This window comes from Providencia sp. PROV209, assembly GCF_028479485.1.
GTDB lineage: Bacteria > Pseudomonadota > Gammaproteobacteria > Enterobacterales > Enterobacteriaceae > Providencia > Providencia alcalifaciens.
On record NZ_JAMPNR010000013.1, the window covers coordinates 90,665 to 114,849 of the forward strand.

Annotated in this window: 20 protein-coding genes and 1 riboswitch; of the genes, 7 read left to right on the forward strand and 13 right to left on the reverse strand. The window is 43.3% G+C overall.

What is annotated here, in order from left to right:
- The first annotated feature begins 52 nt into the window (after positions 1–52).
- A complete protein-coding gene (locus PR795_RS10245; RefSeq protein WP_006659204.1) occupies positions 53–667 on the forward strand; it encodes a LysE family translocator in 615 nt (204 codons plus the stop codon).
- A 44-nt stretch (positions 668–711) separates the two neighbouring features.
- Here the strand turns inward: PR795_RS10245 and ftsP are convergent, their stop codons facing one another.
- The 7 genes from ftsP to nudF form a co-directional block, all read right to left on the reverse strand.
- Positions 712–2,127, reverse strand: a complete 1,416-nt coding sequence (gene ftsP, locus PR795_RS10250; RefSeq protein ID WP_006662958.1) for a cell division protein FtsP — start codon at positions 2,125–2,127, stop codon at positions 712–714.
- A 295-nt stretch (positions 2,128–2,422) separates the two neighbouring features.
- Positions 2,423–3,151, reverse strand: coding sequence for a 1-acylglycerol-3-phosphate O-acyltransferase (locus PR795_RS10255; protein WP_006662957.1), 729 nt, complete (start codon positions 3,149–3,151; stop codon positions 2,423–2,425).
- 57 nt (positions 3,152–3,208) lie between these two features.
- Positions 3,209–5,464, reverse strand: a complete 2,256-nt coding sequence (gene parC, locus PR795_RS10260) for a DNA topoisomerase IV subunit A (RefSeq protein ID WP_006662956.1) — start codon at positions 5,462–5,464, stop codon at positions 3,209–3,211.
- A 36-nt stretch (positions 5,465–5,500) separates the two neighbouring features.
- Positions 5,501–7,396 carry a DNA topoisomerase IV subunit B gene (gene parE / locus PR795_RS10265; RefSeq protein ID WP_006659200.1) on the reverse strand — a complete coding sequence of 632 codons (1,896 nt, stop codon included), beginning with the start codon at positions 7,394–7,396 and terminating at the stop codon, positions 5,501–5,503.
- A gap of 118 nt (positions 7,397–7,514) precedes the next feature.
- Entirely contained in the window at positions 7,515–8,105 is a 591-nt protein-coding gene (yqiA, locus tag PR795_RS10270; protein ID WP_181480207.1) for an esterase YqiA, read from the reverse strand.
- Positions 8,105–8,944, reverse strand: coding sequence for a 3',5'-cyclic-AMP phosphodiesterase (cpdA, locus tag PR795_RS10275; protein ID WP_006659198.1), 840 nt, complete (start codon positions 8,942–8,944; stop codon positions 8,105–8,107). The genes yqiA and cpdA overlap by 1 nt, the downstream gene beginning before the upstream one ends.
- 133 nt (positions 8,945–9,077) lie before the next feature.
- Positions 9,078–9,716: an ADP-ribose diphosphatase gene (nudF, locus tag PR795_RS10280; RefSeq protein ID WP_006662955.1), complete on the reverse strand. Its 639-nt coding sequence runs from the start codon at positions 9,714–9,716 to the stop codon at positions 9,078–9,080.
- 309 nt (positions 9,717–10,025) lie between these two features.
- Here nudF and tolC point away from each other — a divergent pair, with 309 nt between their 5' ends.
- The 3 genes from tolC (at position 10,026) to PR795_RS10295 (ending at position 13,689) form a co-directional block, all read left to right on the forward strand.
- Positions 10,026–11,408 (forward strand): outer membrane channel protein TolC, encoded by a 1,383-nt coding sequence (tolC, locus tag PR795_RS10285; protein WP_006659196.1) that lies wholly within the window; start codon positions 10,026–10,028, stop codon positions 11,406–11,408.
- 406 nt (positions 11,409–11,814) lie between these two features.
- On the forward strand, positions 11,815–12,522 hold the full coding sequence (locus tag PR795_RS10290) for a DUF1190 family protein (protein ID WP_036962839.1): 708 nt from the start codon (positions 11,815–11,817) through the stop codon (positions 12,520–12,522).
- A 6-nt stretch (positions 12,523–12,528) separates the two neighbouring features.
- Positions 12,529–13,689: a glutathionylspermidine synthase family protein gene (locus tag PR795_RS10295; RefSeq protein ID WP_036962837.1), complete on the forward strand. Its 1,161-nt coding sequence runs from the start codon at positions 12,529–12,531 to the stop codon at positions 13,687–13,689.
- A 90-nt stretch (positions 13,690–13,779) separates the two neighbouring features.
- Here the strand turns inward: PR795_RS10295 and ygiD are convergent, their stop codons facing one another.
- Both ygiD and ribB read right to left on the reverse strand, forming a co-directional pair.
- On the reverse strand, positions 13,780–14,583 hold the full coding sequence (ygiD, locus tag PR795_RS10300) for a 4,5-DOPA dioxygenase extradiol (protein WP_039861851.1): 804 nt from the start codon (positions 14,581–14,583) through the stop codon (positions 13,780–13,782).
- Positions 14,584–14,753: 170 nt separating this feature from the next.
- Positions 14,754–15,407, reverse strand: coding sequence for a 3,4-dihydroxy-2-butanone-4-phosphate synthase (gene ribB / locus PR795_RS10305; RefSeq protein WP_006659192.1), 654 nt, complete (start codon positions 15,405–15,407; stop codon positions 14,754–14,756).
- A 154-nt stretch (positions 15,408–15,561) separates the two neighbouring features.
- A riboswitch (FMN riboswitch) is annotated at positions 15,562–15,729 on the reverse strand.
- 191 nt (positions 15,730–15,920) lie between these two features.
- On the opposite strand from ribB, the gene ubiK reads away from it, so the two are divergent.
- Positions 15,921–16,199: a ubiquinone biosynthesis accessory factor UbiK gene (gene ubiK, locus PR795_RS10310; protein WP_006662951.1), complete on the forward strand. Its 279-nt coding sequence runs from the start codon at positions 15,921–15,923 to the stop codon at positions 16,197–16,199.
- A gap of 88 nt (positions 16,200–16,287) precedes the next feature.
- Here the strand turns inward: ubiK and hldE are convergent, their stop codons facing one another.
- The 3 genes from hldE to PR795_RS10325 all read right to left on the reverse strand — a co-directional run bounded on the left by hldE (position 16,288) and on the right by PR795_RS10325 (position 21,628).
- A complete protein-coding gene (gene hldE, locus PR795_RS10315) occupies positions 16,288–17,715 on the reverse strand; it encodes a bifunctional D-glycero-beta-D-manno-heptose-7-phosphate kinase/D-glycero-beta-D-manno-heptose 1-phosphate adenylyltransferase HldE (RefSeq protein ID WP_181480209.1) in 1,428 nt (475 codons plus the stop codon).
- A 95-nt stretch (positions 17,716–17,810) separates the two neighbouring features.
- Positions 17,811–20,654, reverse strand: coding sequence for a bifunctional [glutamate--ammonia ligase]-adenylyl-L-tyrosine phosphorylase/[glutamate--ammonia-ligase] adenylyltransferase (glnE, locus tag PR795_RS10320; protein WP_154636119.1), 2,844 nt, complete (start codon positions 20,652–20,654; stop codon positions 17,811–17,813).
- Positions 20,655–20,665: 11 nt separating this feature from the next.
- On the reverse strand, positions 20,666–21,628 hold the full coding sequence (locus PR795_RS10325) for a CYTH domain-containing protein (RefSeq protein ID WP_181480210.1): 963 nt from the start codon (positions 21,626–21,628) through the stop codon (positions 20,666–20,668).
- 280 nt (positions 21,629–21,908) lie between these two features.
- On the opposite strand from PR795_RS10325, the gene PR795_RS10330 reads away from it, so the two are divergent.
- Entirely contained in the window at positions 21,909–22,520 is a 612-nt protein-coding gene (locus PR795_RS10330) for a TIGR04211 family SH3 domain-containing protein (RefSeq protein ID WP_006662948.1), read from the forward strand.
- 10 nt (positions 22,521–22,530) lie between these two features.
- On the forward strand, positions 22,531–23,772 hold the full coding sequence (locus PR795_RS10335; RefSeq protein WP_006659186.1) for a multifunctional CCA addition/repair protein: 1,242 nt from the start codon (positions 22,531–22,533) through the stop codon (positions 23,770–23,772).
- A gap of 51 nt (positions 23,773–23,823) precedes the next feature.
- Here PR795_RS10335 and folB read toward each other — a convergent pair whose 3' ends face one another.
- Positions 23,824–24,183: a bifunctional dihydroneopterin aldolase/7,8-dihydroneopterin epimerase gene (gene folB / locus PR795_RS10340; protein ID WP_006659185.1), complete on the reverse strand. Its 360-nt coding sequence runs from the start codon at positions 24,181–24,183 to the stop codon at positions 23,824–23,826.
- Positions 24,184–24,185: the final 2 nt, after the last annotated feature.

Here is a 24,185-nt window from a genome sequence, read left to right on the forward strand (position 1 = left end):
TTTAGTCCCTTATTACTCAGTTTAGTTCAACCTAAAATAAAGAGATTACATTATGTATCAGACCAGTATCATGGTCGCGACGATTGCCGCCCTTGGCATGGTTTCACCCGGTCCAGATTTCTTTTTAATTATCAAAAACGCAGCACGCTACCAACGTTCTGCCGCTATGATGACCGCCTTCGGTATTATCGTCGCCATTGCACTTCACATGTCCTATTGCGTGGCAGGTCTTGCCGTGTTGATTACCACCACGCCATGGCTATTTAATATTCTCAAGTATGCTGGTGCTGCCTATTTAATCTGGATTGGACTAAAAAGCCTCATGCCACAAAAAGTCCAACGCATTGATTTGACTACCAATCAACATGAGCATGTGACGTTTAAAAAGGCTTTTATGCAAGGCTTCTTATGTAATGTATTGAATCCTAAAGCCACTTTATTCTTCTTAGCCATTTTTACGCAAGTGCTCAGTGTCGATTCTACATTCTCAGAAAAGCTGTGGTTCGCCTTTATTATTTGGGGTCTTGCAGTGATTTATTGGCCGATTTTAGTTTTATTGATTCAAAGCACCCCGGTCAGAAAAGGGTTAGCTAAAGTCCAAAAATATGTGGATAAAGTACTCGGAGTGGTACTTGTCGCCTTTGGCGTGCGTGTTGCGTTAAGTTAATGCTGAAAATGATAAAGCCCCAAATAATGGGGCATTATCTTTTATTAGTTAGCACTATCTTCTGGTGTAATGACCAATTGCCCTGCGGAGCCTAAATCCGCTTTCTCTAAATTTTGGCTATAAAACAAGAATGGGAAGTGGTTATATGATGGTTGCATCATTTGAACAAGTAGCTCACAACGCCCATCAATCCAAACTGTGTCTTTCCAACCAAAATTATCGGGTTGAGCGGGCTGACCGTTACAATTAATAACTTTGAATCGAACACCTTCAATGTGGAATGCCTGTGGCTGTTGGCTGCTCACATTCCAACGCTCCCAGCTACCTTGGCGAGAGGTGATATCCACACGAGTGGTATCTAATTTTGCACCGTTGATCCCCACAGGATCATTCAATTGAATCTCACGATTGGTGATTGACGACGTAATTTGCGTTGTATCCAAAACTAATTGTTTTGGAACATCATCCGTCACCAGCGACATTAATCCTGTTGCTTTGATGGTTAACACATTGGTCGAGATTAAGTTATTAGAAGGCTCAAATAACCCTTTTACGCGATCCATTAACGATGCGGACTCCCCTGCCGTTATCGTTAACTCTTGAGTTTTAGCCATATCAATCAAGACTTCACGACGTTCTCCCGGCGCAAGCGGCAACTCTTGAACACTCGCGGGAACCGTTAATAATCCTTGATCAGAGCCAATCATGATAAAAGGACGCCCATCACTAATTTTCATGACATAACGTCTAGAGTTAGATGCATTCAATAAGCGTAAACGTATCCAACCACGAGAAACCTCAATATAAGGGTCTTGTACCCCATTAACCACGAGTGTATCCCCAAGGAATCCATTTTCATCAACGTGATATTCAGGGGCTCCAAAATTATCTAAGCGCTTATCTTGAATAATAATAGGGAAATCATCGACACCGTAATGCTTAGGTAAACGTAGCTCTTTGGTAGAATCATCATCAATAATCCACATTCCCAGTAGACCATTGTAGACTTGCTGCCCCATTTTCCCTTGAGTATTCGCATGATACCAAAGCGTTGCAGCATTTTGGCGAATAGGGATCACTGGCGACCAATCCGCATTTGGCGAAATTTGCCTTGCTGCACCACCAATTTGCGTACCCGGTATTTGTAATCCGCTAATAGTCATCGAAACCGCATCAGGTAGCCTGTTGCTATAAATAAGTTTGAGATCATCCCCTTTTTTAACGCGGATCGTAGGTCCTGGATAAGAGCCATTAATCCCTAAAACTTCTGCCGAATATTTACCATCAAAAGACCAATGGATTTTTTGTAATGTTAAAAAGAGAGGCTGTCCCGAACGGGATTCTAACAAGGGTGGAACAGGGAGTGCGGTCGTTCCTTCTGCACTCGCATGAGTTGATACCTGTAATAAGCACACAGCCAACCCGCTAATCAGCAATGATCGGCAACGACTGAATAACATAGATTCTCCGCTAAATAAAAACCAGCAAATTATTTTAATAAACCATTAAAAATTAGTGGCTTATCTGAGTATTTTTAAGTATGTGCTGGTGATACCACAATTTGGAATTCAATAATTTATCTTGTGATAAATTTGCGAGCCATCATATCGCGAAAGGACATAGAATTCTAAAAATATATGTATCACTAATTAAAATATAATAAATTCAAGTGGTGATAATTGCAGGTGGGTTAAATAACAACGGGGATAAAATGGTGGGATGCTCTCAATAACACCCCACCTTCAATACACTTGATTAGCGTTTATTCAGCTCATCGACTTCTTTATCTAATTCTTTAATTTTAGCTTCCATCAAGTCATGGCAATATTCTGACAGCTCACGAACCTGATCTTTAGAATATTTAGATGTATCAATTGGATCTAACATTTCAATAATCACATGACCATTATTCCAACGATTCAAGCTGATTCTATTTTGTGTCGTAGAAACGCAGACAGGAACAATGGGTACACCCGCCGCAATCGCTGCATGGAATGCACCTGTTTTAAATGGCAGTAAACCACGACCACGGCTGCGTGTTCCTTCAGGGAACATCCACACTGAAATCTGACGAGATTTAATCTGTTCAGCAACCTGTGAAATGGTATTATGCGCTTTAGAACGATTCCCACGGTCAATCAATATATTACCGGTGATCCAATACAAAAAACCAAAAAACGGGATCATAACAAGGCTTTTTTTCCCCACCGTGACCGTTCTTGGTTGAACACCGTTCGACATGGTCACCATGTCATAGTTATTTTGGTGATTACCAATATAAATACTTGGGCCATAATCCTTCGCTTTCGCAGGAACCCGGTCAATCATTTTGATGCCAAACACTGGGGATAAACGCCCAAACATACGACCAAACGTCATCACATGTTTTGGATTCCGTGGGCTAAATAAGCAGTAAATACTTCCGCCTACACACACACAAATCGTAAATATGATCACAATGATAGCTCTAATTAGCGCTAGCATAATATTCCTTAACTTATGAAAAGGGCTTTAAACAAGCCCTTGAATTATCTTTTATTTTTATTCTGCATTCACAGAATCGACATCAATACGTTCAATGTTATGTAAACCGCGAGGTAAAGAGGTTCCTTTACGTCCACGCTCCGCACGGTATTTTTGTAAGTCTTCTGATTTAAATTTCAGTTTACGCTTACCAAAATAGAGCGTGATAGAGGCTTGTGGCGGTATTACCATTAACCAAACTAGCAGATCTTCACCACTTGCCGCTTGTGCGCCAGTGATATTAATAATCTTATTCCCTTTCCCTTTGGATAATTGTGGGAGGTCAGACACCGGGAATAATAACATACGACCCGCTTTCGTGATGGCTAATAACAAATCTTCTTTTTCGTTATTTAGCTCAATTGGCGCCATTACTTTTGCATTTTCAGGTAGTGACATCAACGCCTTACCAGTTTTATTCTTCGTCACCAAATCATTAAAGGTGCAAATAAAACCATAACCCGCATCAGATGCCATTAAGTATTTCTGCTCTTCCGGCGCCATCAGCACATGCTCAATCGTCGCACCCGGCGGTAATGTCAATTTACCCGTAAGTGGCTCACCTTGGCTACGTGCAGAAGGCAATTCCAACGGATCTATTGAGTAACTACGCCCGGTGCTATCAAGGAACACTGCCGCTTGATTAGACTTACCTCGTGCAGCACCTTTGAAGCTATCACCCGCTTTGTAGCTAAGGTTGCTTGGTTCAATATCATGCCCTTTCGCACTACGCACCCAGCCCATATCAGACAAGACAACGGTAATCGGTTCCGAAGGTAAAATCTCATGCTCACTCAGTGCTTTTGCTTCTTCACGCTCCTGTAATGGCGAACGGCGATCATCACCATACGCTTTAGCATCCGCTTGAATTTCCTTTTTAATCAAGGTATTCAAACGTGCTTCAGAGCCTAAAATAGCTTGTAACTCATCGCGCTCCTTGGCTAATTCATCCTGTTCACCGCGAATTTTCATCTCTTCGAGTTTCGCTAAGTGGCGCAGTTTTAATTCTAAAATTGCTTCGGCTTGCGTATCGCTAATATTAAAACGCGACATGAGAACCGCTTTTGGCTCATCTTCATTACGAATAATTTCAATCACTTCATCGATATTCAAATACGCAATGAGTAAGCCATCCAAAATATGCAGGCGTCTTAATACTTTTTCTAAACGGTGGTTTAAGCGATTACGTACCGTTTGGCGGCGATAGGTGATCCACTCGTTGAGGATCTCCACCAGCCCTTTCACTGCCGGACGGTTATCTAAACCAATCATGTTTAAGTTAACACGGTAACTTCTTTCGAGATCCGTCGTTGCAAACAAGTGAGTCATCACTTGCTCAAGATCCACACGGTTACTGCGTGGCACGATCACTAAACGAGTTGGGTTTTCGTGATCCGATTCATCACGTAGATCTTCCACCATTGGCAGCTTTTTCGCACGCATTTGGTTGGCGATCTGCTCCAAAATTTTCGCCCCAGAAACTTGATGAGGCAGTGCGGTGATCACCGCATTACCCTCTTCTTTTTCCCACACGGCGCGCATACGTACTGAGCCACGACCATTTTGATAAACTTTACGAATATCTTCTGGTGACGAGATAATTTCAGCTTCTGTCGGGAAGTCAGGACCCGGAATAAATTGCATGATCTCATCAAGGTTTAATTTCGGTTTTTCGAGTAGTGCCACCAGTGCACTTGCCACTTCGCGGGCATTATGTGGTGGAATATCCGTCGCCATACCGACGGCGATCCCCGTGGTACCATTTAATAAAATATTTGGCAAACGGGCAGGCAACATTTTCGGCTCATTTAATGTGCCGTCAAAGTTAGGTACCCAATCAACAGTACCGTGACCTAATTCGCTTAACAGAACTTCTGCATATTTTGATAGACGAGATTCGGTATAACGCATCGCTGCGAAGGATTTCGGGTCATCCGGAGCCCCCCAGTTTCCTTGGCCGTCAACCAAAGGATAACGGTAGGAGAATGGCTGCGCCATTAACACCATCGCTTCATAACAGGCGCTATCACCATGTGGATGATATTTACCTAATACGTCACCAACGGTTCTTGCAGATTTTTTATATTTTGCCGTATTGCTCAGCCCTAACTCGGACATGGCATAGACAATTCGGCGCTGAACTGGTTTAAGTCCATCGCCGATAAATGGCAACGCTCTATCCATGATGACGTACATCGAGTAGTTCAGATAGGCGTTTTCAGTAAAGGCATGAAGCGGTAAACGCTCCACACCGTCATGAGTAATTTCACTCATTCAATACGTTCCTTACTCTTATTCATCCGATTATGATCAGACCTCAATTTCTGCCGTATCGCCTTTTTCTTGCAGCCAGTTACGACGATCTTCCGAGCGTTTTTTAGCCAGAAGCATGTCCATCTTCGACATGGTTTCTGTGTAATTATCATCATCGATAGTTAACTGAACGAGGCGGCGAGTATTTGGATCTAACGTCGTTTCACGCAATTGCGGCGGGTTCATTTCACCCAGTCCTTTAAAGCGCTGGACGTTTGGTTTACCTTTTTTACGGCTTAATCTATCTAGGACCGCATTTTTTTCGCTTTCATCGAGTGCGTAGTAAGTCTCTTTACCTAAATCAATACGATATAGTGGTGGCATTGCCATATAAACATGCCCCTCTTTGACCAATTTAGGGAAATGGCGCACAAACAAGGCGCACAACAATGTAGCAATGTGCAGTCCATCGGAGTCCGCATCCGCAAGGATACACACTTTTCCGTAACGCAGCTGCGAGATATCTTCGCTATCCGGATCCATACCAATTGCCACGGAAATATCGTGTACCTCTTGGGAAGCTAAGACTTCATCCGAAGAAACTTCCCAAGTATTGAGGATCTTACCACGTAGAGGCATGATCGCTTGATATTCACGATCACGGGCTTGTTTTGCTGATCCACCCGCCGAGTCCCCTTCCACCAAGAACAATTCGGTCATCGACAAATCTTGAGAGCTGCAATCTGCTAATTTACCCGGTAAAGCCGGACCACTCGTGAGTTTCTTACGCACCACTTTTTTTGATGCGCGAAGGCGACGTTGAGCACTTGAGATGGCCATTTCCGCCAGTTGTTCTGCAACTTGGACATTTTGGTTGAGCCATAAACTAAAAGCATCTTTCACCACACCGGAAACAAACGCGGCACATTGGCGGGAAGAAAGACGTTCTTTGGTCTGCCCCGCAAATTGTGGATCTTGCATTTTTACAGATAAAACATAGGCGCAACGATCCCAAATATCATCCGCAGATAATTTCACGCCACGCGGCAGAATATTACGGAATTCACAGAACTCACGCATTGCATCTAATAAGCCTTGGCGTAAACCATTAACGTGGGTACCGCCTTGCGCTGTTGGAATCAAGTTAACATAGCTTTCTGTTAGGAGTTCGCCGCCCTCTGGTAACCATAATAGTGCCCATTGTGCCGCTTCAACTTCAGCAGAAAATTCACCTGTAAATGGTTTTGCAGGCAAAGCTTCAAAACCATCCACTGACTCCATTAAATAGTCAGTCAACCCGTCGCTATAGCACCAGCTTTGCTCAGTATCATTGAGCAGATCCTTAAACGTAATTTGTACGCCAGGGCATAAAACAGCTTTTGCTTTTAAATTATGGGTTAAACGAGAAACAGAAAAACGTGGGCTATCAAAATAGCTTTCATCTGGCCAAAAATGAACACTGGTTCCGGTATTACGTTTGCCACAAGTGCCAATGACTTGTAAATCTTCAACTTTGTCGCCATTTTCAAACGCAATCTGATAAACCTGACCATCACGGCGCACAGTCACTTCAATACGTTTTGATAACGCATTGACCACGGAGATACCTACACCGTGCAAGCCACCTGAAAACTGATAGTTTTTGTTGGAGAATTTCCCCCCCGCATGAAGCTGCCCTAAAATTAACTCAACGGCAGATACCTTCATTTCCGGGTGGATATCAACAGGCATACCTCGCCCATCATCAATCACTTCGAGGGATTGATCTGGGTATAAAATCACTTGGATGTGTCCTGCGTGCCCTGCTAAAGCTTCATCGACACTGTTATCAATTACTTCTTGAGCCAAATGGTTCGGTCGGCTGGTGTCGGTATACATGCCAGGACGACGGCGAACAGGCTCCAAACCACTGAGAACTTCAATGTCCTCTGCGTTATAACTAGATTGAGTCATGTTGTCATTCTGCGGTAATAGGTGATTAATTGAACTATATCCTAAATAATTCAAGGAGATTGGGTATGTTCAATCAGTGAGTTACTGTTGATAATAACAGTGTATTGGCGTTTTCGCACTATTTCTCTGCGTTATCAACCAGAGACAAAAAGCGAATGATCTGCGGGAAATAGCGTTCAAATCCTACAAATGCATGATCCCCATCCGGTTCCACCGTTTGCTTACACTCTGAAAGATAGGCAACGGCTTGGCGATAATCAAGTACCTCATCCCCCATTTGCTGCAATAACCAAAGTAAGCTTGGTGACTGTATCTTTTCAAGATGCAAAGCCTTCAATTCGTCCATGTGCTTAGGTTCGAGCAAATATGTTTCGTGGGTATACGGATTGGTATTTTCCCCAAGATAATCATTAAGCAAATCAAACGGGCGCACTGCTGGGTTAACTAATACCGCAGGAATTTGGTAGCGCTCAGAAAAATAAATCGAAAAGTAACCACCTAATGAAGAGCCCACTAAACCGACTTTTTCATGCTGGTGTTCTGCAAGAATACCATCGAGTAAGTTGGCAGCTTCCTGTGGGTAATTAGGCAGTTGAGGGACTACCATATTGATCTGTGGATAATGCTCCGCCAACCACTGCTTAAAATTATTTGCTTTCTCAGACAGTGGCGAACTATTAAAACCATGAATATACAGTAAAGTAGCCATTAGTAACCATCAGAATCAAAATCGGGACTAAACGCCTGAGTATTTAGACGATGAACTTGGGTTTCAATCACTTTTTCCCCATTTTCATTAACCGTCAACTCAAGATAACGCCAGCCTGGAGCTACAGTATCTAAAGCAAAATTGGTGCAGTGCGGTTTAAATTGTACACAAGTTGATGGTGTCGCTAACAAGCGGATACCATGCCAGTTTTCATCCATTTCCTGATGAATATGTCCGCACAACATCGCCTTCACATTAGGGTAGTTCTTGAGGTAGTCCGCCAAAATATGCGAATTTCGCAAACTGTGCTGATCTAGCCACGTGCACCCTGACGGTAATGGATGATGGTGTAGCATAATCAGTGTCGTGCGAGTTGGTTGCTCATCTAAGCACTGCTGCATCCACTCTAATTGCTGCTCAGAAAGCTCACCGTGCGCCACATCTTGTAATTGGCTATCTAACATTAAAATTTGCCAGTCATCACCAATAAAAACCTGCTTAGCACTTGAGATTCCCGCTATTTTCAAGGTTCCGACCATTGCAGGTGGGTAATCGTGATTGCCCGGAAGCCACACGCAAGGCGCAGGAATACGCTCAATCCCAGCCGCAAAATGTTGATAGGCTTTAGGGGATTGGTCTTGAACGAGGTCGCCTGTCGCGACAATTAAATCGACAGGTAAGTTTTGTTCTGCAATCGCATCAAGTACCGCCTGATAGCTTCGGTAAGTATTGATCCCTAAAAGGGTGTTTTCCGTATCAGCAAAAAGATGCGTATCAGTAACTTGTAAGATTCTAATAACGTTAGGGTTATTAGCAGTCACTTTAAGCTGGCTGTCCAAAGTATTCCTTTATCCTTAAAAATAGCGCCAAGTATTATCACCTAAATCGAGAAGTGCATAGGTCTCTGATTTTAACCTAACTATTCACTTAATATCTGCTAATCAGCACACACTTCATTAGATTAGTGGTTATTTAAATCGGTTTCACCCATTTTTCATGCAGTTTTTGGTGATGAAGTTGTAGCCATTGAATGGCAATCACTGTCGCCGCATTGTCAATTTTACCCTCTTCAACCCATTGATAAGCTTGCTCTCTGCTCACCACATGCACGCGGATATCTTCATTTTCTGACGCGAGACCATGAATCCCTTTTGCTTGAGAACTATCGACTTCACCAACGAAAACATGAATACGTTCGCTGGTTCCTCCTGGGCTCGATAAATAACTTACTGATTTTTCGATGCGTCCAATGGTCAGTCCCGCTTCTTCTGTTGATTCGCGGCGCACAACGTCTTCAGGGGATTCATTTTCTTCTATCATTCCCGCGACTATCTCTAGTAACCAAGGTGTTTCACTTGATTCAAATGCAGGAAAGCGTATTTGTTCAATTAATACGACATTATCCGTTTGAGGATCATAAGGAAGTATTGCGCCTGCATGCCCTCTTTCAAATACTTCACGAACAATCTCTTTACTCCATCCGCCTTCAAATAATCGATGTTTGAATCGATACTCAATCATTTGAAAAAAACCGTTAAATAATTTACGCTTAGATATAATTTCAATATCATTTTTACTGTATTTAATCGGATTTTCGATTTTATTATTCATTGATATTCTCCTAATCCCTTCATTTTTATACTAAGAAAGATGACAGGATTAAATCAGTTTTTAAGGTTTTTTAACCTTAGATGAGGTAATGTTTAAACTAATTAGGACTAAATGGCACAAAAGGCTACCGTTATCGGTGCCTCACCTCTGTTACAATGTGCGCCATTATTCAAATTTATGAGCAACAATAGGGTCTGTTTTGAGAACGGTCTCTCTTTTCAGAGTTCCAACTGCCTATCATTGTTCAATAACATGATAAGTTTTAGATAACAGGCTCAACATAATTTGCTGTTTAATCAAGGAATCCAAATGAAGAAACTGCTTCCCCTTTTTATTGCGATGAGTTTTGTGGGTCTCAGTGCTAATAGTTATGCAGAAGATTTACTTCAGGTTTACCAAAAATCCAAAGAAAGTAACCCTGAGCTCAGAAAATCATTTGCTGAACGTAATCAAGCTTTTGAAAAAATCAATCAAGCACGTAGCCCACTGTTACCGCAACTTGGCTTAGGCGCTGGAGCAACTTATGGCAGCGGTTACCGTGATGCAAGCAACACTGAGAGTACTGGTCTTAATGCATCATTGAAATTGACCCAAGTTGTATTTGATATGTCAAAATGGCGTCAGTTGGATATTCAAGAGAAAACAGCTGGAATTTCTGATGTTACCTACCAAACAAGCCAACAACAGCTCATTTTAGATACAGCAACTGCATATTTTAACGTATTAAAAGCGATTGATGCGTTATCTTACATCCAAGCTAATAAAGAAGCTGTTTACCGTCAATTAGACCAAACAACTCAACGTTTTAATGTTGGTTTAGTGGCAATCACTGACGTGCAAAACGCCCGAGCAAACTATGATAGCGTTATTGCACAAGAAGTTGCGGGTCGCAACGACTTAGTCAACGCAGTCGAAAAACTTCGCCAAGTTAGCGGTGTTTACTATAGCCAATTAGCGTCTTTAAATATCGACCGTTTTAAAACAGCAAACCCAGACAATGTTGAAGCCATCTTAAAAGATGCAGAGCTGCGTAACTTAAGCCTTCTTAGTGCACGTTTAGCACAAGACGTTTCGCGTGAAAACATCCGTTTAGCAGAAACAGGTCATATGCCAACTGTAGGATTAGATGCATCGACTAGCGTTGCAAACACCTACAATCATGGCAGTGGTTATGATCGTACCGGTGGCGCAAGCAACAATTATAACGGTCAAAACAGCATCGGCTTAACATTAAGCCTCCCACTCTATTCTGGTGGTGCTGTAAGCTCACAAGTTGAACAAGCACAATATGGTTTCCAAAGTGCAAGTGAGCAGTTAGAAAGCGTTTACCGTAACGTAATCCAATTAGTACGCTCATCCTATAACAACGTAACGTCGTCAATCAGTAGCATCAACGCATATAAACAAGTTGTTGTGTCTGCACAGAGCTCATTAGATGCGATGGAAGCTGGCTACCAAGTGGGTACTCGTACTATCGTTGATGTGTTAACAGCAACAACTGCGCTATATCAAGCGAAGCAAAACCTGTCTAACGCTCGTTACGATTATATGATTAACCAACTGAATATCGAATTTGCACGCGGCACATTAAACGAAGATGATATCGCTCGTTTAAATGCTAGCCTAGGTAAAGAGATTCAAACCTCACCTGATAGCATTATTCGTAACTCAACAGCACCAAAAATCAAATAATCATTTGGTTCAGTCAGTTAGATAGCTCGCCCAGTGGCGGGCTATTTTTTTACCCTTATCACCCAAGAGATTATTTGAAAATAACGCGAAATTTGCAGTTCTCTAGATAATGAATAACTTATTGCATTATTTATTCAATCTATCCTTAAAATTCAGTCAATTCTGACTTATGTTAATTGCAACATTAATTAAAAAATCACCATAATTAATTTATTGATATCAAAGAAAAATAAGAATTGCTTGGCGTTAGATTTAACCAACATTCTATAAAAATGGAATCAATATCGCTAAATCCATCATTTCCCATTATTTGTGCAGCATTTGTACTTTAATTTTTATCTTATATCCCCTATTCTAGAGGCAATATCTCGAACCTCTTACTTATTATTTATTCAAGGTAATTACCATGACCATGAAGCGCACCAAAAATATTAATCAGAACGCCTTCCGTAAGTCTTGGCGCTCATACCGTTTAGCACCTGTTGCTGTGGCAGTGAGTGCTGTATTTATGCTGTCTGCATGTGAAGAGAGCGATGAAACAGTTTCTCTGTACACCAACGCACAAGACTGTAGCCAAGCCAATCCCTCTCAAGCAGAGCAATGTACTCTTGCGTATAATAACGCACTGAACGAAGCTGCAAAAACAGCACCAAAATATGCCACTCAAGAAGATTGCGTTGCGGAGTTCGGTGAAGCGATGTGTACTCAAGCACCAGCTCAAGCAGGTATTGCGGGTACAAGCACCCCAGCTGCAGGCGAGCAAGCCGCTCAGCCACAAAGCAGTGGTAGCATGTGGATGCCATTAATGATGGGCTACATGATGGGTCGTATGATGGGCGGAGGTGCACCATCTCAGCCACTTTTCAGCTCTAAAAACCCAGCCAGCCCAGCAAACGGTAAATTTGTTGATGCGACAGGTAAAAGCTACGGTCCTGCTGTTGCAGGCGGTCGTTCAATGAGCGTACCAAAAACGGCTATGGCGCCAAAGCCAGCCACAACCTCTACAATTACTCGTGGTGGTTTCGGTGATACCGTTAATAAACAAGCAACAGCACAGCGTTCATCTTCGTCTGCGAAATCAGGCTCAACCTCTTCCCGCTCTATGGGTGGTTGATAAGTAATGAAACGTGTTCCTATTGTCGAGCGCCCTAACTGGCGCGAAAAAGCGGATGAGTTTGGTTTTCACTTCCACACTATGTACGGCGAACCGTACTGGTCTGAAGATGCCTATTACCAATTCACGCTAGCCCAAGTTGAAGAAATTGAAGAGGCAACTGCTGAAATTCACCAAATGTGCCTTAAGGTTGTTGAGCGTGTCGTCGAAAGTGATGAATTACTCGCTCGTTTCCAAATTCCTAAGCATTGCTGGGAATTTGTACGCAGTTCATGGAAAAGCGAACAGCCATCATTATATTCCCGTCTTGACTTAGCTTACGATGGCGTCAATCCACCGAAGCTATTAGAGAACAACGCAGATACACCAACATCACTGTATGAATCTGCTTTTTTCCAATGGATTTGGCTCGAAGATCAAATTGAAGCGGGCAAACTGCCTGAAAATGCTGACCAATTTAATAGCATCCAAGAGCAGCTCATTGAACGTTTTACTGAGCTCAAAGATCAATACGGTTTCCGTTTATTGCATATGGCATGCTGCCAAGATACTGAGGAAGATCGTGGCACCGTACAATATTTGCAAGATTGCGCGAACGAAGCGGGTGTGGCTACCGAATTTCTATATATTGATGAAATCGGATTAGGCGAGAAAGGCGAATTCACCGATACACAAGATCAGGTCATTAGTAACCTGTTCAAACTGTATCCATGGGAATTTATGCTCAGAGAAATTTTCTCCACCAAACTGCAAGATGCTGGTGTTCGTTGGTTAGAGCCGGCTTGGAAAAGTATTGTTTCCAACAAAGCCCTGTTGCCAATGTTATGGGAAATGTTCCCTAATCATCCAAATTTGCTGCCGGCCTATTTTGCCGATGGTAACAAACCGGAACTTGAGAGCTATGTAATTAAACCATTATTCTCTCGCGAAGGTGCCAATATCCGTGTCATCGAAAATGGCAAAGAAATTGCGTCAGCAGATGGCCCTTACGGTGAAGAAGGAATGATTATTCAGCAGTTCCATCCACTGCCAAAATTTGAAGGCAGCTATACATTAGTGGGAAGCTGGTTAGTTAACGACCAGCCTGCGGGGATCTGTATCCGCGAAGATAAGGAATTGATTACTCAAGACTTATCCCGTTTCTATCCGCACATCATCCTCGACTAATTCACTATTAGCTTGGTAAAACAGCATCAAATAAACAAAAAGCGGCGACGAAATATTTCGTGCCGCTTTCTTCTTTCGCCATTCGACTCATTAACCGATTTGTACTGATAACATACTCAATGATGCCGAAACAATTCCTTCAACAGGCGTGCTAATCACTTCTTCACCATCCCATGTACCTAAGATAGGTAATATAGGTAAAAAATGTTCCGGTGATGGATTTGATAACTGACCATCTTCACGCTCTAACCCTGTTGTCAGCGGGTGCGGCTGCTCATGACTTCGCAGATTTGCATAAACAAATTGCTCAAACGAAATTGCCCAAGGGTAAGGTTCTGCATGTGAATTCTGCCAATCCATTGCACGTAAATTATGGACAACGTTACCACTCCCCATAATCAAAACCCCCTGCTCTCGCAAGACTGCTAATTTTTTACCTAGCTCATAGTGCCACGATGCAGGCTTAGTGCCATCAATACTCAGTTGCACGACGGGAATATCGGCTTGCGGATACATGCGCACTAAAATTTCCCATGTGCCGTGATCAAGTCCCCACTCCTCTTTATCTTGATGAATTGGCTCTGGAGACAGTAATTCAGCCACCTGTTTAGCCAGCTCAGGAGAGCCTGGTGCCGGGTACTCTATTTGGTATAAAGCTTCAGGGAAACCACCAAAATCATGGATCGTTTTCGGTTTAACCATCGCCGTGATCGCCGTTCCACGGGTATACCAGTGTGCAGAGATCACCAAAATCGCACGCGGTCTAGGCAAAGTTTTACCCAGTTTTTCCCATGCTTCAGTGTACGAATTATGGTTAATCGCGTTCATCGGGCTACCATGACCGATAAATACCGCGGGCATTCGATGGGTTAAGTGTTGGTTATTTGTCGACATGATGACCTCAATTCCACAAAAAGGATAATGAGTATCAGCATACCCTTTTTTATAAAAAACACAGTGGGGGAATTATGAGAATGATCATCAAAAAATTTGAAGAGGCCACAAAGGTGTGCAACTTTGTGGCCGATGACTCTATAGGCAAAGCGTTTTAAAAACTTAGCGAATTAACTCGCTTTTTTTTCCAACTGAAGACGATAGCTAGCTAAGTCCTCAATGGTGACAACTGTCATGTTGTGTTCACGAGCAAACTTCACCACATCTGGCGCACGCGCCATTGTGCCATCATCATTGGTCAGCTCACACAGTACTCCAGCAGGTTTGAAACCGGCTAATGTGGCTAAATCAATCGAGGCTTCTGTATGACCACGACGTGTTAATACACCACCTTCACGACCTCGTAATGGGAATACGTGACCAGGGCGGTTAATATCCGCAGGCACTGCATTATCCGCAATCGCCGCTTTGATAGTCGTGATACGGTCTGCCGCAGAAACGCCGGTTGTGACACCTTTCGCAGCTTCAATTGTGACCGTAAAACCCGTTTGGTTTTGGCTGGTGTTTTTTTCCACCATCATCGGGATATCAAGCTGCTTACGGCGTTCTTCCGTAATGCATAGGCACACAATGCCGCTGCTATAGCGAATTGTCATTGCCATTTGCTCGGCGGTCATGGTTTCTGCTGCAAACACTAAGTCACCTTCATTCTCACGATCTTCATCGTCGAGAACTAAAATGCCTTTGCCTTGGCGCAGAGCTTCGATTGCATTTTCAACACGCTCGGTTGGATTACCGAATTCGGAAAGTAGCGTCTGATTCATGGTAAAAACCTTCTTTAATTAACAATATTTGAGTTACCAGAACCAGGGCAGTCTTAGGAGTACGAGAAATGAATAAACACCACGACCTACTAGCCGTTTAGTTATTCAATATGTAGAACAGTGTTGTACCTAAAAGATACAAACATGCAGATACAGTGATTCTCTCCCATCCGGACTATAACCGTCGGCTCCAGATTCACACTGGATCTGCTGACCTTTACTATCCATGACAATAATGCCAAAAATAACAAAGCGCTCGCGGGCTTCATGCGCGATGCATGTTACCGCCGGTGGGGACTTTCACCCCGCCCTGAGATTACGCAATTAATATAACTCCAATAATCCAATGGCGCAACGAACAAACGATAAACTGAAGACTTACTCACACTTTTCGCCAATAAAAACAAGATGAAACAGCACATTTCTATAATAATAGAAGAAGGTGGTTTATTCATAACGCTGCAGGTATTACACTACCCCACATTATTTATTTTGAAACTGAAGGACCCGCGAATGCTCGATCCGAAAAAAATTGAACAAGTTGCTCGCCAAATTCAAGGTGCATTACCGAAAGGCGTGCGTGACTTAGGTGAAGACTTTGATAAAAAGCTCCGTTCACTGTTGCAATCTCAGCTTGGTAAATTAGATTTAGTCAGTCGAGAAGAGTTTGATATCCAAACACAAGTTTTATTGCGCACTCGTGAGAAACTGATGAAAATGGAGCAGCGTGTCAGCGCCCTTGAAGCTCGTTTCTCAGATGAAAAAGTGATTGAAGAAAAACAAGAAGATTGATTCAGTCACAAACAAAAAAGCCTAACTTCTGTACGCATTTAAATGCAGACAAAAAGTTAGGCTTTTACTGATACCAACTAATGTTTAATTATTTGGTTTTCATAATATTTTTAATGATATTGGTGGTTGAGATACCATCTTCGAAATTTAGCACCATCACTTGTCCACCCGCAGCCCAAACTTCCTGGCTTCCGGCAATTTCATCTGGTTGATAATCCCCGCCTTTTACTAAGATGTCAGGCAGAATTTCTGAGATCAAACGCTGCGGTGTATCTTCCTCGAATGGCACAACCCAATCCACGGCACCTAATGCACCCAACACAATCATACGTTGGTCTAATGGATTAACTGGACGAGTCTCCCCTTTTAAGCGGCGAGTCGATGCATCGCTATTTACCGCAACAATTAGTCGGTCACCGAGTTTACGGGCATTCGCCAGATATGAAACATGACCCGCATGGAGAATATCGAAACAGCCATTGGTCATCACCACGCGCTCACCACGCGCACGCGCATCGGCAACGGCTTGCTTAAGTTGGCTTTCGGTCATAACACCGAAACCATTTTCTGCGCGACCACGGATCGCATTTTCCAATTCAATCGGGGATACTGTTGACGTTCCTAATTTACCAACGACCACGCCAGCCGCCGCATTCGCTAGCGCACAGGCTTCATGCAATGGACGACCTGATGCAATCGATGCCGCCAACACGCCAATCACCGTATCCCCCGCACCAGTAACATCAAACACTTCTTGCGCTTCGGTCGGTAAATGTAATGGAGCCTCATTACGACGAATCAAGCTCATTCCTTGCTCTGAACGCGTGATTAATAATGCAGATAGCTCCAGAGATTCAAGAAGTTGCATCCCTTTTTCTTCCACATCTTTATTATCTTTGCAACGCCCAACAATCGCTTCAAATTCAGACATATTTGGCGTTAGCAGCGTCGCACCACGATAACGCTCAAAATTATGACCTTTCGGGTCGATAAGAACAGGAACGCCAGCCTTATTCGCCAACGCAATCATCTTCTCAACTTCTGCCAATGCCCCTTTCGCATAGTCAGATAACACTAACGCACCAATGTGAGGCAACGCTTGTTCGATGCGTTCCAGCATTGGCTGAGCATCCACATTTTCGAAACCTTCTTCAAAATCGAGGCGGATAAGCTGTTGGTTGCGGGATAAAACGCGTAATTTAGTAATGGTTGGATGAGTTGGGATCGCCACGAAATCACAGCGTACATTCACGCCATTGAGATTCTCGGTGAGCGCTTTTGCTGCATCATCAATCCCTGTTAATCCAACCAAACGGGAGTTAGCACCAAGGGAAGCAATGTTCATTGCCACGTTAGCTGCACCACCAGGACGCTCTTCAACCATGGTCACTTTAACAACCGGAACCGGCGCTTCAGGTGAGATTCGATTAGTCGGTCCATGCCAGTAGCGATCTAACATTACATCACCAACAACAAGTACACCTGCTTGCTTATAATCAGGAAGGGTTACTTTCATCCCGCACTCCAGTTATGAAAAGAAAATCTACAATTAATTGCCGCCAATACTACCATATTGCACGATATCGCCTAAATAATTTGCTACCTAATCAATTACTCCAGCCATTTTCGCCAACTGGCTAACACCAGCGCTCGCTGAGTCGCAAATTGCTGGCTCTCTACGCGGCTTGGTAAAGATTGCAATGCAAGATGGTGCAATTCATTACGCATCGTCACATACGCTTGTGTTAAGCCATAAGCCTCTTCGTCTGGCATAAAATCGTACTGCGCCATTAATTCAAAGATGCGTACATTATCTGACCAGCGAGTTAAAGCCGGATTCTCTGTCGCAAAACGCAATACTAAATATTGAGCAATAAATTCAATATCCGTGATCCCACCAGGATCGGCTTTTAAATCAAACTCATTTTCCTGATGACTGCCCAAATGCTGATGCATCTTCACTCGCATATCTCGCACTTGTTCACGCAGCACATCGGGCTCTCGTGGCAAACATAAGGTTTCATGGCGGATTTGCGTAAATTTCTGTTGCAATGAACTATCACCGAAAACCATACGGGCGCGGATCAGCGCTTGATGTTCCCACGTCCACGCATCATTTTTTTGGTAATCATCAAAAGATTGAATGGTACTGACTAACATCCCTGACTCACCGGAAGGTCGAAGACGTGCGTCCACTTCATAGAGCACCCCTGAGGCTGTTCGGGTACTGAAAAGATGAATAATGCGTTGTGCGACACGCAAATAAAATTGTCGTGCGTCAATGGAGCGATCCCCTGTAGTGACCACATTCATTGGGCAATCAAACAGAAAAACCAAGTCTAAATCAGAACTGTAGCCCAGCTCCCATCCACCTAATTTACCGTAGCCTAAAACGGCGAATCCGTACTGTTTTTCATCAAGCTGAGCCAGATGAGCCGGTTCTCCGTAACGCTTCGCCATTTTTTGCCAAGCTTGATGTACCACAGCATCAATAATCGCCTCAGCCAGATACGTTAAGTGATCACTCACTTTCATGACAGGGAGCACCCCTGAAATATCTTCCGCAGCAATACGCAATAATTGCGCCTGTTTAAATTGGCGGAGGGCTTCTAATTGTTGCTCTTCATCATCATCCGGCACCCGCATAAGATATTGACGTAATTCATCTCGATAAGCGGTCAGTGGTAATGGCTGATACAGCGATTGCGGATCAAGCAATTCATCTAATAATAGTGGATGACGAGCGAGCTGTTCTGCAATCATCGGGGATGCTGCACATAGTCGAATAACGTGGGTTAACACCTCATCAAATTCGAGCATCAGTTCTAAGTATGTTGTCCGGCTAACAATACTTAACAATAATGGTGTAATGCGCTCGATAACTCGCCCTGCATCTTCACGCTCCCCAACTTTTGCCAGTAATTTAGGCATTAATTCATCAAGAACATCTCGACCTCGGGGACCGATGGTACGCTTATTGAGGTCGTGTCTGAACAGGTTAATGCCGTGGATCATTTTCTCAGCGACAAATTCATCTTTTGACGGTAGATAACTAGCAAGTTCTTCTTTAGAAAGCTCACTTTGCCACAACGTGATGTAGGCTTCATCGCACTCTTCTGCACGGTCTTCTTCATCATCGCTGCCAATTTGCTCCGCAAATATCTGATGCACTGAGGTCATCATAGCACTGAGCTGCTGGTAAAATTCAGACCAACTAGTGAATCCCATTCCCCATGTTAAACGCGCCTGATTTAAGGCGTCATCGGGTAATGTCTGGGTTTGTTGGTCATCAATGCTTTGCAATAAATTCTCCAATCGGCGCAGAAAAATATAGCTGTTTTGGAGCTGAATTACTTGTTGAGATGGCAAAAGTTCAAGTTCTTCAATCCCCTGTAATGCGGCGAACAAAGACTGAGACTGTAAAACGGGCTCTCTCCCACCACGAATCAACTGGAAAACTTGGGAAATAAACTCAATCTCACGAATACCACCAGCACCTAACTTGATGTTATTGATTAATCCACGACGGCGAACTTCCCGCTCAATCATGTTTTTCATGTTGCGCAGAGATTGAATCACACTGAAATCAATATAGCGGCGATAGACAAACGGACGTAATAATTTACGTAGCGTATCGGCATAATGAACGCTGTCAGGTCCCATAATACGCGCTTTGACCATCGCATAGCGTTCCCAGTCACGACCTTGTTCTTGATAATAATCTTCTAGGGCTGAGAAACTAAAAACCAATGGACCGCTGTCACCAAAAGGGCGTAAGCGCATGTCAACACGATAGACAAAACCATGAATGGTCACTTGGTCGAGAACTCGAATCAGTTTTTGTCCAAGACGCGTAAAAAATTGCGCATTATCCAGCTCTTTGCGCCCACCTTGGGTCACACCGTTTTCTGGATAAGCAAAAATCAGGTCGATATCAGACGAAAAGTTTAATTCTCTGCCACCCAGTTTTCCCATTCCCAGCACTAATAATGGCTGGGGATTTCCAGCTCGGTCACAAGGTGTTCCCCACAATTGGCAATAGGTTTTATATAACCAATCCCGTGCTGAGACGATCAAAACTTCAGCCAGTTCACTAAGTTGCACAATCGTCTCGCGTTGGGAACAGATTTCCAACGTTTGCATCCAAGCTATGCGCACTAACATATGATGACGAAAAGTACGCAGAACCTGCATCAAATGATCTTCATCAGTTACGCCTGCTAGCGTTTCTTCCAGCCAGTCTCCATAATATTTCCATTCATCGCCCATCGGAGGTTGAGTGCGAATCTGTTGTAAAAATCGAGAATGGGTAAGAACCTGTTTCAACGCAAAATCACTGAACGCTAAAAAATTCAGCTCATCTTCACTTAATGGGAGCAATGCTGAAGAGAGCTCCGAAAATTGACGAATAATACGTTGATGTTGGTCTTGCAAAAGTTCGGAAGAAAGCGGCATAGATTCAGTACCTATTCGACATCGGTATATGTTAAGGCGGTTAACCACTGAATAAAGGCTAATTTACATTTTAGCCATTGGCTACTGTAACAAAAATCTTCTGCACTGATCGTCTCGTCAGTCACATCCAAACGTAATTGTTCTAGAGGAAGGTCATGCACAAAATGCGGTGCCGAGTTTTGATAATGCACTAAAAATGCCTGAACAAAGCGCAAGAATTCACTTAATCCATGACGAGCATGTTCACCACCAGATAACCAATATTGCTCATGCTGCTGGCACAGTTGCTGCATGTGCAGCAATGATTTTTCAATAGGTTGCTCTTCATAATCAAACACGGATTCAGGGCGAACTAACGGTGCTGGTTCACTCATCAATAAGGAGTACCCACGGGCAGCTTTGCTCAGTGACGAAAGACTGAGACCATCGATATCAGCGAATTTTTTCGCCAAATTAAGCACATCCGCCACAAAACCTTGTTTTAGTTCCAATTCAAACTCTTGAATCGGGATATCTTTAGCCCCTGCTGAAACTTCCCCTTGATCGAATACAATTTCAATCTCGCTATCTTCAAACTTCACTAACCACTTTTCACGAGTAAAGTTTGTGCTAAACAAAACTTCTAGCTCTGATTCAAGTTGCGCCAAATCGGTGCCTTCGGGCCAAATCGCAGCGGGAAATGCAGAGAGGTTGATTTCAGGAGAATCGATTTCCACATTGTATTCTGGGCGCTGGTGTAACCCACTGATCACTTGACCTGCCGTTTTAATCGTCATTTCATAATGACCATCACAACCACGGATCCGTAGCCCCATATCCCATTGACGAAGCTGTCTTGTCTGCGTGTCAAAATAGATATTGGTCAGTTTGCGAGGGGCAAAATGCTGAGGTGAAAGTGTTGAAATACACTGGCGAACAGCATCAATAGCAGAACTCTGAGCCGCTAACTTGAGTTCAACTTCTATGTGGTTCATACATTTCCTTATTTAATAATTTCACTGCATCCATATTACCCCAATCCCTGATAGCAGAGAAAAGAAACCGCACAGAAACCAAAAATTCCATGCAATCCCTCCCTTTTAGAGAGTTATTTCGATAACGCACTGAAAAATTGAATTATCCAGTGACTTAGGAAGGTTCTCATTCTTATTCAACATTTACACAACTCTAAGCTTTAACGTTTGCACCAATATGCTTTACTTATTAATATTTAATTAATAAGACACTCATTCACCCTAAAAAGATCACAACACTATGCGAAAAATTCCACTTTTATTTGTCTCAATCATGGGGTTAGGCCTTTCAATCACAGCAAACGCTGAAACACGCTACGTTTCTGAAGATTTATCGACTTATGTCCGTAGTGGTCCAGGCACCAACTACCGTATTGTTGGCTCGCTGAATGCAGGTGAATCTGTTGAACTGATTTCAGTTGATAATAAATTTGCCCAAATTAAAGATGGCAAAGGCAGAACGGTTTGGATACCTACAGATCAACTCAGTGACATCCCGAGTATGAAAAGCCGTATTCCTCAGCTAGAAGCTGAGAACCAAAAGTTACGCCAACAATTAGATAATATTGATAATACTTGGAATACCCGCACCGCAGACATGCAGCAAAAAGTGGCGGATAATGATAGCGAAGTACGTCAGTTAAAAGCTGAAAATGAAAAACTGAAAAATGAGCTTATCAAGGCAGGTAAGAAATTAGATATTGCTGAAGTGAATCTGGATGACCGTCGCCGCGAGTTGATTTTACAGTGGTTTATGTATGGTGGTGGCGTTGCTGGTGCGGGCTTAATTCTAGGTTTGCTGCTGCCGCACATTATTCCTCGTCGTAAAAAACGTAATGATGGCTGGATGTAAGAGAATTTAAATGAAAGTCTATCTCGTCGGTGGTGCGGTACGCGACAAACTACTGGGATTACCTATCTCAGATAGAGATTATGTGGTGGTAGGTACTACGCCAGAGGCGATGCTAGCCAAAGGTTTTCAACAGGTTGGTAAAGACTTTCCTGTCTTTTTACATCCCAAAACCCATGAAGAATATGCCCTTGCCAGAACTGAACGAAAAATCGGTTCTGGCTATACTGGATTTAGCTGTTATAGCGCGCCCGATGTCACCATCGAAGATGACCTTCTACGCCGTGATTTGACCATTAATGCCATTGCTCAGAGCGACACTGGAGAACTAATCGACCCTCATCATGGCGTACGCGACCTCAAAAACCGTGTTCTTCGCCATGTTTCTGATGCGTTTTTAGAAGACCCTCTGCGCGTTTTACGCGTAGCACGCTTTGCCGCTCGCTATTATGCACAAGGCTTTCGAATTGCTCCTGAAACGATGTTTCTGATGCAATCCATGTCTGAATCCGGTGAGCTCTCTCATCTTACGCCTGAGCGAGTTTGGACGGAAACACACAAAGCGCTCATGTCCAATTCGCCACAAATCTATTTCGAGGTTTTACGCGAGTGTGGGGCTCTTGCCATCCTATTCCCTGAAATTGATAACTTATTTGGCGTTCCAGCCCCTGAAAAGTGGCACCCTGAAGTGGATACTGGCATCCATATTTTGATGGTGATGCGCGTTGTGGCAACGTTATCGAAAGATATTGACGTTCGTTTTGCTGCACTATGCCACGATCTGGGTAAAGGCCTAACGCCTAAAGCCGTTTGGCCAAGCCATCCACAACATGGTGAAGCAGGGATCCCTTTGATCATCGATTTATGCGAACGCTACAAAATTCCGAGTAGCACCAAAGATCTCGCCTGCTTAGCTGCAAAATATCACGATATGATCCATGTAATTAATAAGCTTAATGCGTGCGATCTCGTTGGTATGTTCGATGGATTAGATAGCTGGCGTAAGCCTGAACGTATTTTACAGCTCGGCTTGGTGAGCGAAGCCGACGCCAGAGGTCGAGGTGGATTAGAAACACAAGCCTATCCCCAAGGGATATATTTACGCCAATCCTATGAGGTTGCCAAAGCGGTTGCTGTCAAATCAATTATTGAGCAAGGTTTTCAAGGCGCGCAAATTCGAGAGGAACTCACAAAACAGCGGATTCACGCCGTTGAAGAGTGGATAAAAAACCAACAGGTTATGGTTCAAAGATAAAATGAAAAATATTGGCGGTACTGACCGCCAACATCCACGAGGCAATCCCCATTAGCTGGTTTTTGTACCACGCTCAATCAGTACGCCCATGTTAGCAGCACGAGCAACAGCCCCTGGCTTAGATACTCGGATACGTACCCAAGGCGTGAAAAATTCATTCAGCAGAAGTTGAGCAACCTCTTCAGCAACTCGTTCAACTAATCCAAACTTATTCTGTTCTAAATAGCTAACAATGCGTTCGCTAACATCTGCGTAATTCAAGCACAATTCAACATTATCGCTCATCGCGGCCTGTTTATTGTCCCATCCCATTTCGATATCGAGCAAAAGTTTTTGTTCTATATCTTGTTCCCAGTCATATACACCAATGGTGGTGATGACTGATAATTGTTCAATAAATACGATATCCATCA

What these genes read in the sequence shown, in the direction of transcription:
- PR795_RS10245 (WP_006659204.1), top strand. Translation starts at nt 53, where the DNA reads ATGTATCAGACCAGTATCATGGTCGCGACGATTGCCGCCCTTGGCATG.
- ftsP (WP_006662958.1), bottom strand. Translation starts at nt 2,127, where the DNA reads ATGTTATTCAGTCGTTGCCGATCATTGCTGATTAGCGGGTTGGCTGTG.
- PR795_RS10255 (WP_006662957.1), bottom strand. Translation starts at nt 3,151, where the DNA reads ATGCTAGCGCTAATTAGAGCTATCATTGTGATCATATTTACGATTTGT.
- parC (WP_006662956.1), bottom strand. Translation starts at nt 5,464, where the DNA reads ATGAGTGAAATTACTCATGACGGTGTGGAGCGTTTACCGCTTCATGCC.
- parE (WP_006659200.1), bottom strand. Translation starts at nt 7,396, where the DNA reads ATGACTCAATCTAGTTATAACGCAGAGGACATTGAAGTTCTCAGTGGT.
- yqiA (WP_181480207.1), bottom strand. Translation starts at nt 8,105, where the DNA reads ATGGCTACTTTACTGTATATTCATGGTTTTAATAGTTCGCCACTGTCT.
- nudF (WP_006662955.1), bottom strand. Translation starts at nt 9,716, where the DNA reads ATGAATAATAAAATCGAAAATCCGATTAAATACAGTAAAAATGATATT.
- tolC (WP_006659196.1), top strand. Translation starts at nt 10,026, where the DNA reads ATGAAGAAACTGCTTCCCCTTTTTATTGCGATGAGTTTTGTGGGTCTC.
- PR795_RS10290 (WP_036962839.1), top strand. Translation starts at nt 11,815, where the DNA reads ATGACCATGAAGCGCACCAAAAATATTAATCAGAACGCCTTCCGTAAG.
- PR795_RS10295 (WP_036962837.1), top strand. Translation starts at nt 12,529, where the DNA reads ATGAAACGTGTTCCTATTGTCGAGCGCCCTAACTGGCGCGAAAAAGCG.
- ygiD (WP_039861851.1), bottom strand. Translation starts at nt 14,583, where the DNA reads ATGTCGACAAATAACCAACACTTAACCCATCGAATGCCCGCGGTATTT.
- ribB (WP_006659192.1), bottom strand. Translation starts at nt 15,407, where the DNA reads ATGAATCAGACGCTACTTTCCGAATTCGGTAATCCAACCGAGCGTGTT.
- ubiK (WP_006662951.1), top strand. Translation starts at nt 15,921, where the DNA reads ATGCTCGATCCGAAAAAAATTGAACAAGTTGCTCGCCAAATTCAAGGT.
- hldE (WP_181480209.1), bottom strand. Translation starts at nt 17,715, where the DNA reads ATGAAAGTAACCCTTCCTGATTATAAGCAAGCAGGTGTACTTGTTGTT.
- glnE (WP_154636119.1), bottom strand. Translation starts at nt 20,654, where the DNA reads ATGCCGCTTTCTTCCGAACTTTTGCAAGACCAACATCAACGTATTATT.
- PR795_RS10325 (WP_181480210.1), bottom strand. Translation starts at nt 21,628, where the DNA reads ATGAACCACATAGAAGTTGAACTCAAGTTAGCGGCTCAGAGTTCTGCT.
- PR795_RS10330 (WP_006662948.1), top strand. Translation starts at nt 21,909, where the DNA reads ATGCGAAAAATTCCACTTTTATTTGTCTCAATCATGGGGTTAGGCCTT.
- PR795_RS10335 (WP_006659186.1), top strand. Translation starts at nt 22,531, where the DNA reads ATGAAAGTCTATCTCGTCGGTGGTGCGGTACGCGACAAACTACTGGGA.
- folB (WP_006659185.1), bottom strand. Translation starts at nt 24,183, where the DNA reads ATGGATATCGTATTTATTGAACAATTATCAGTCATCACCACCATTGGT.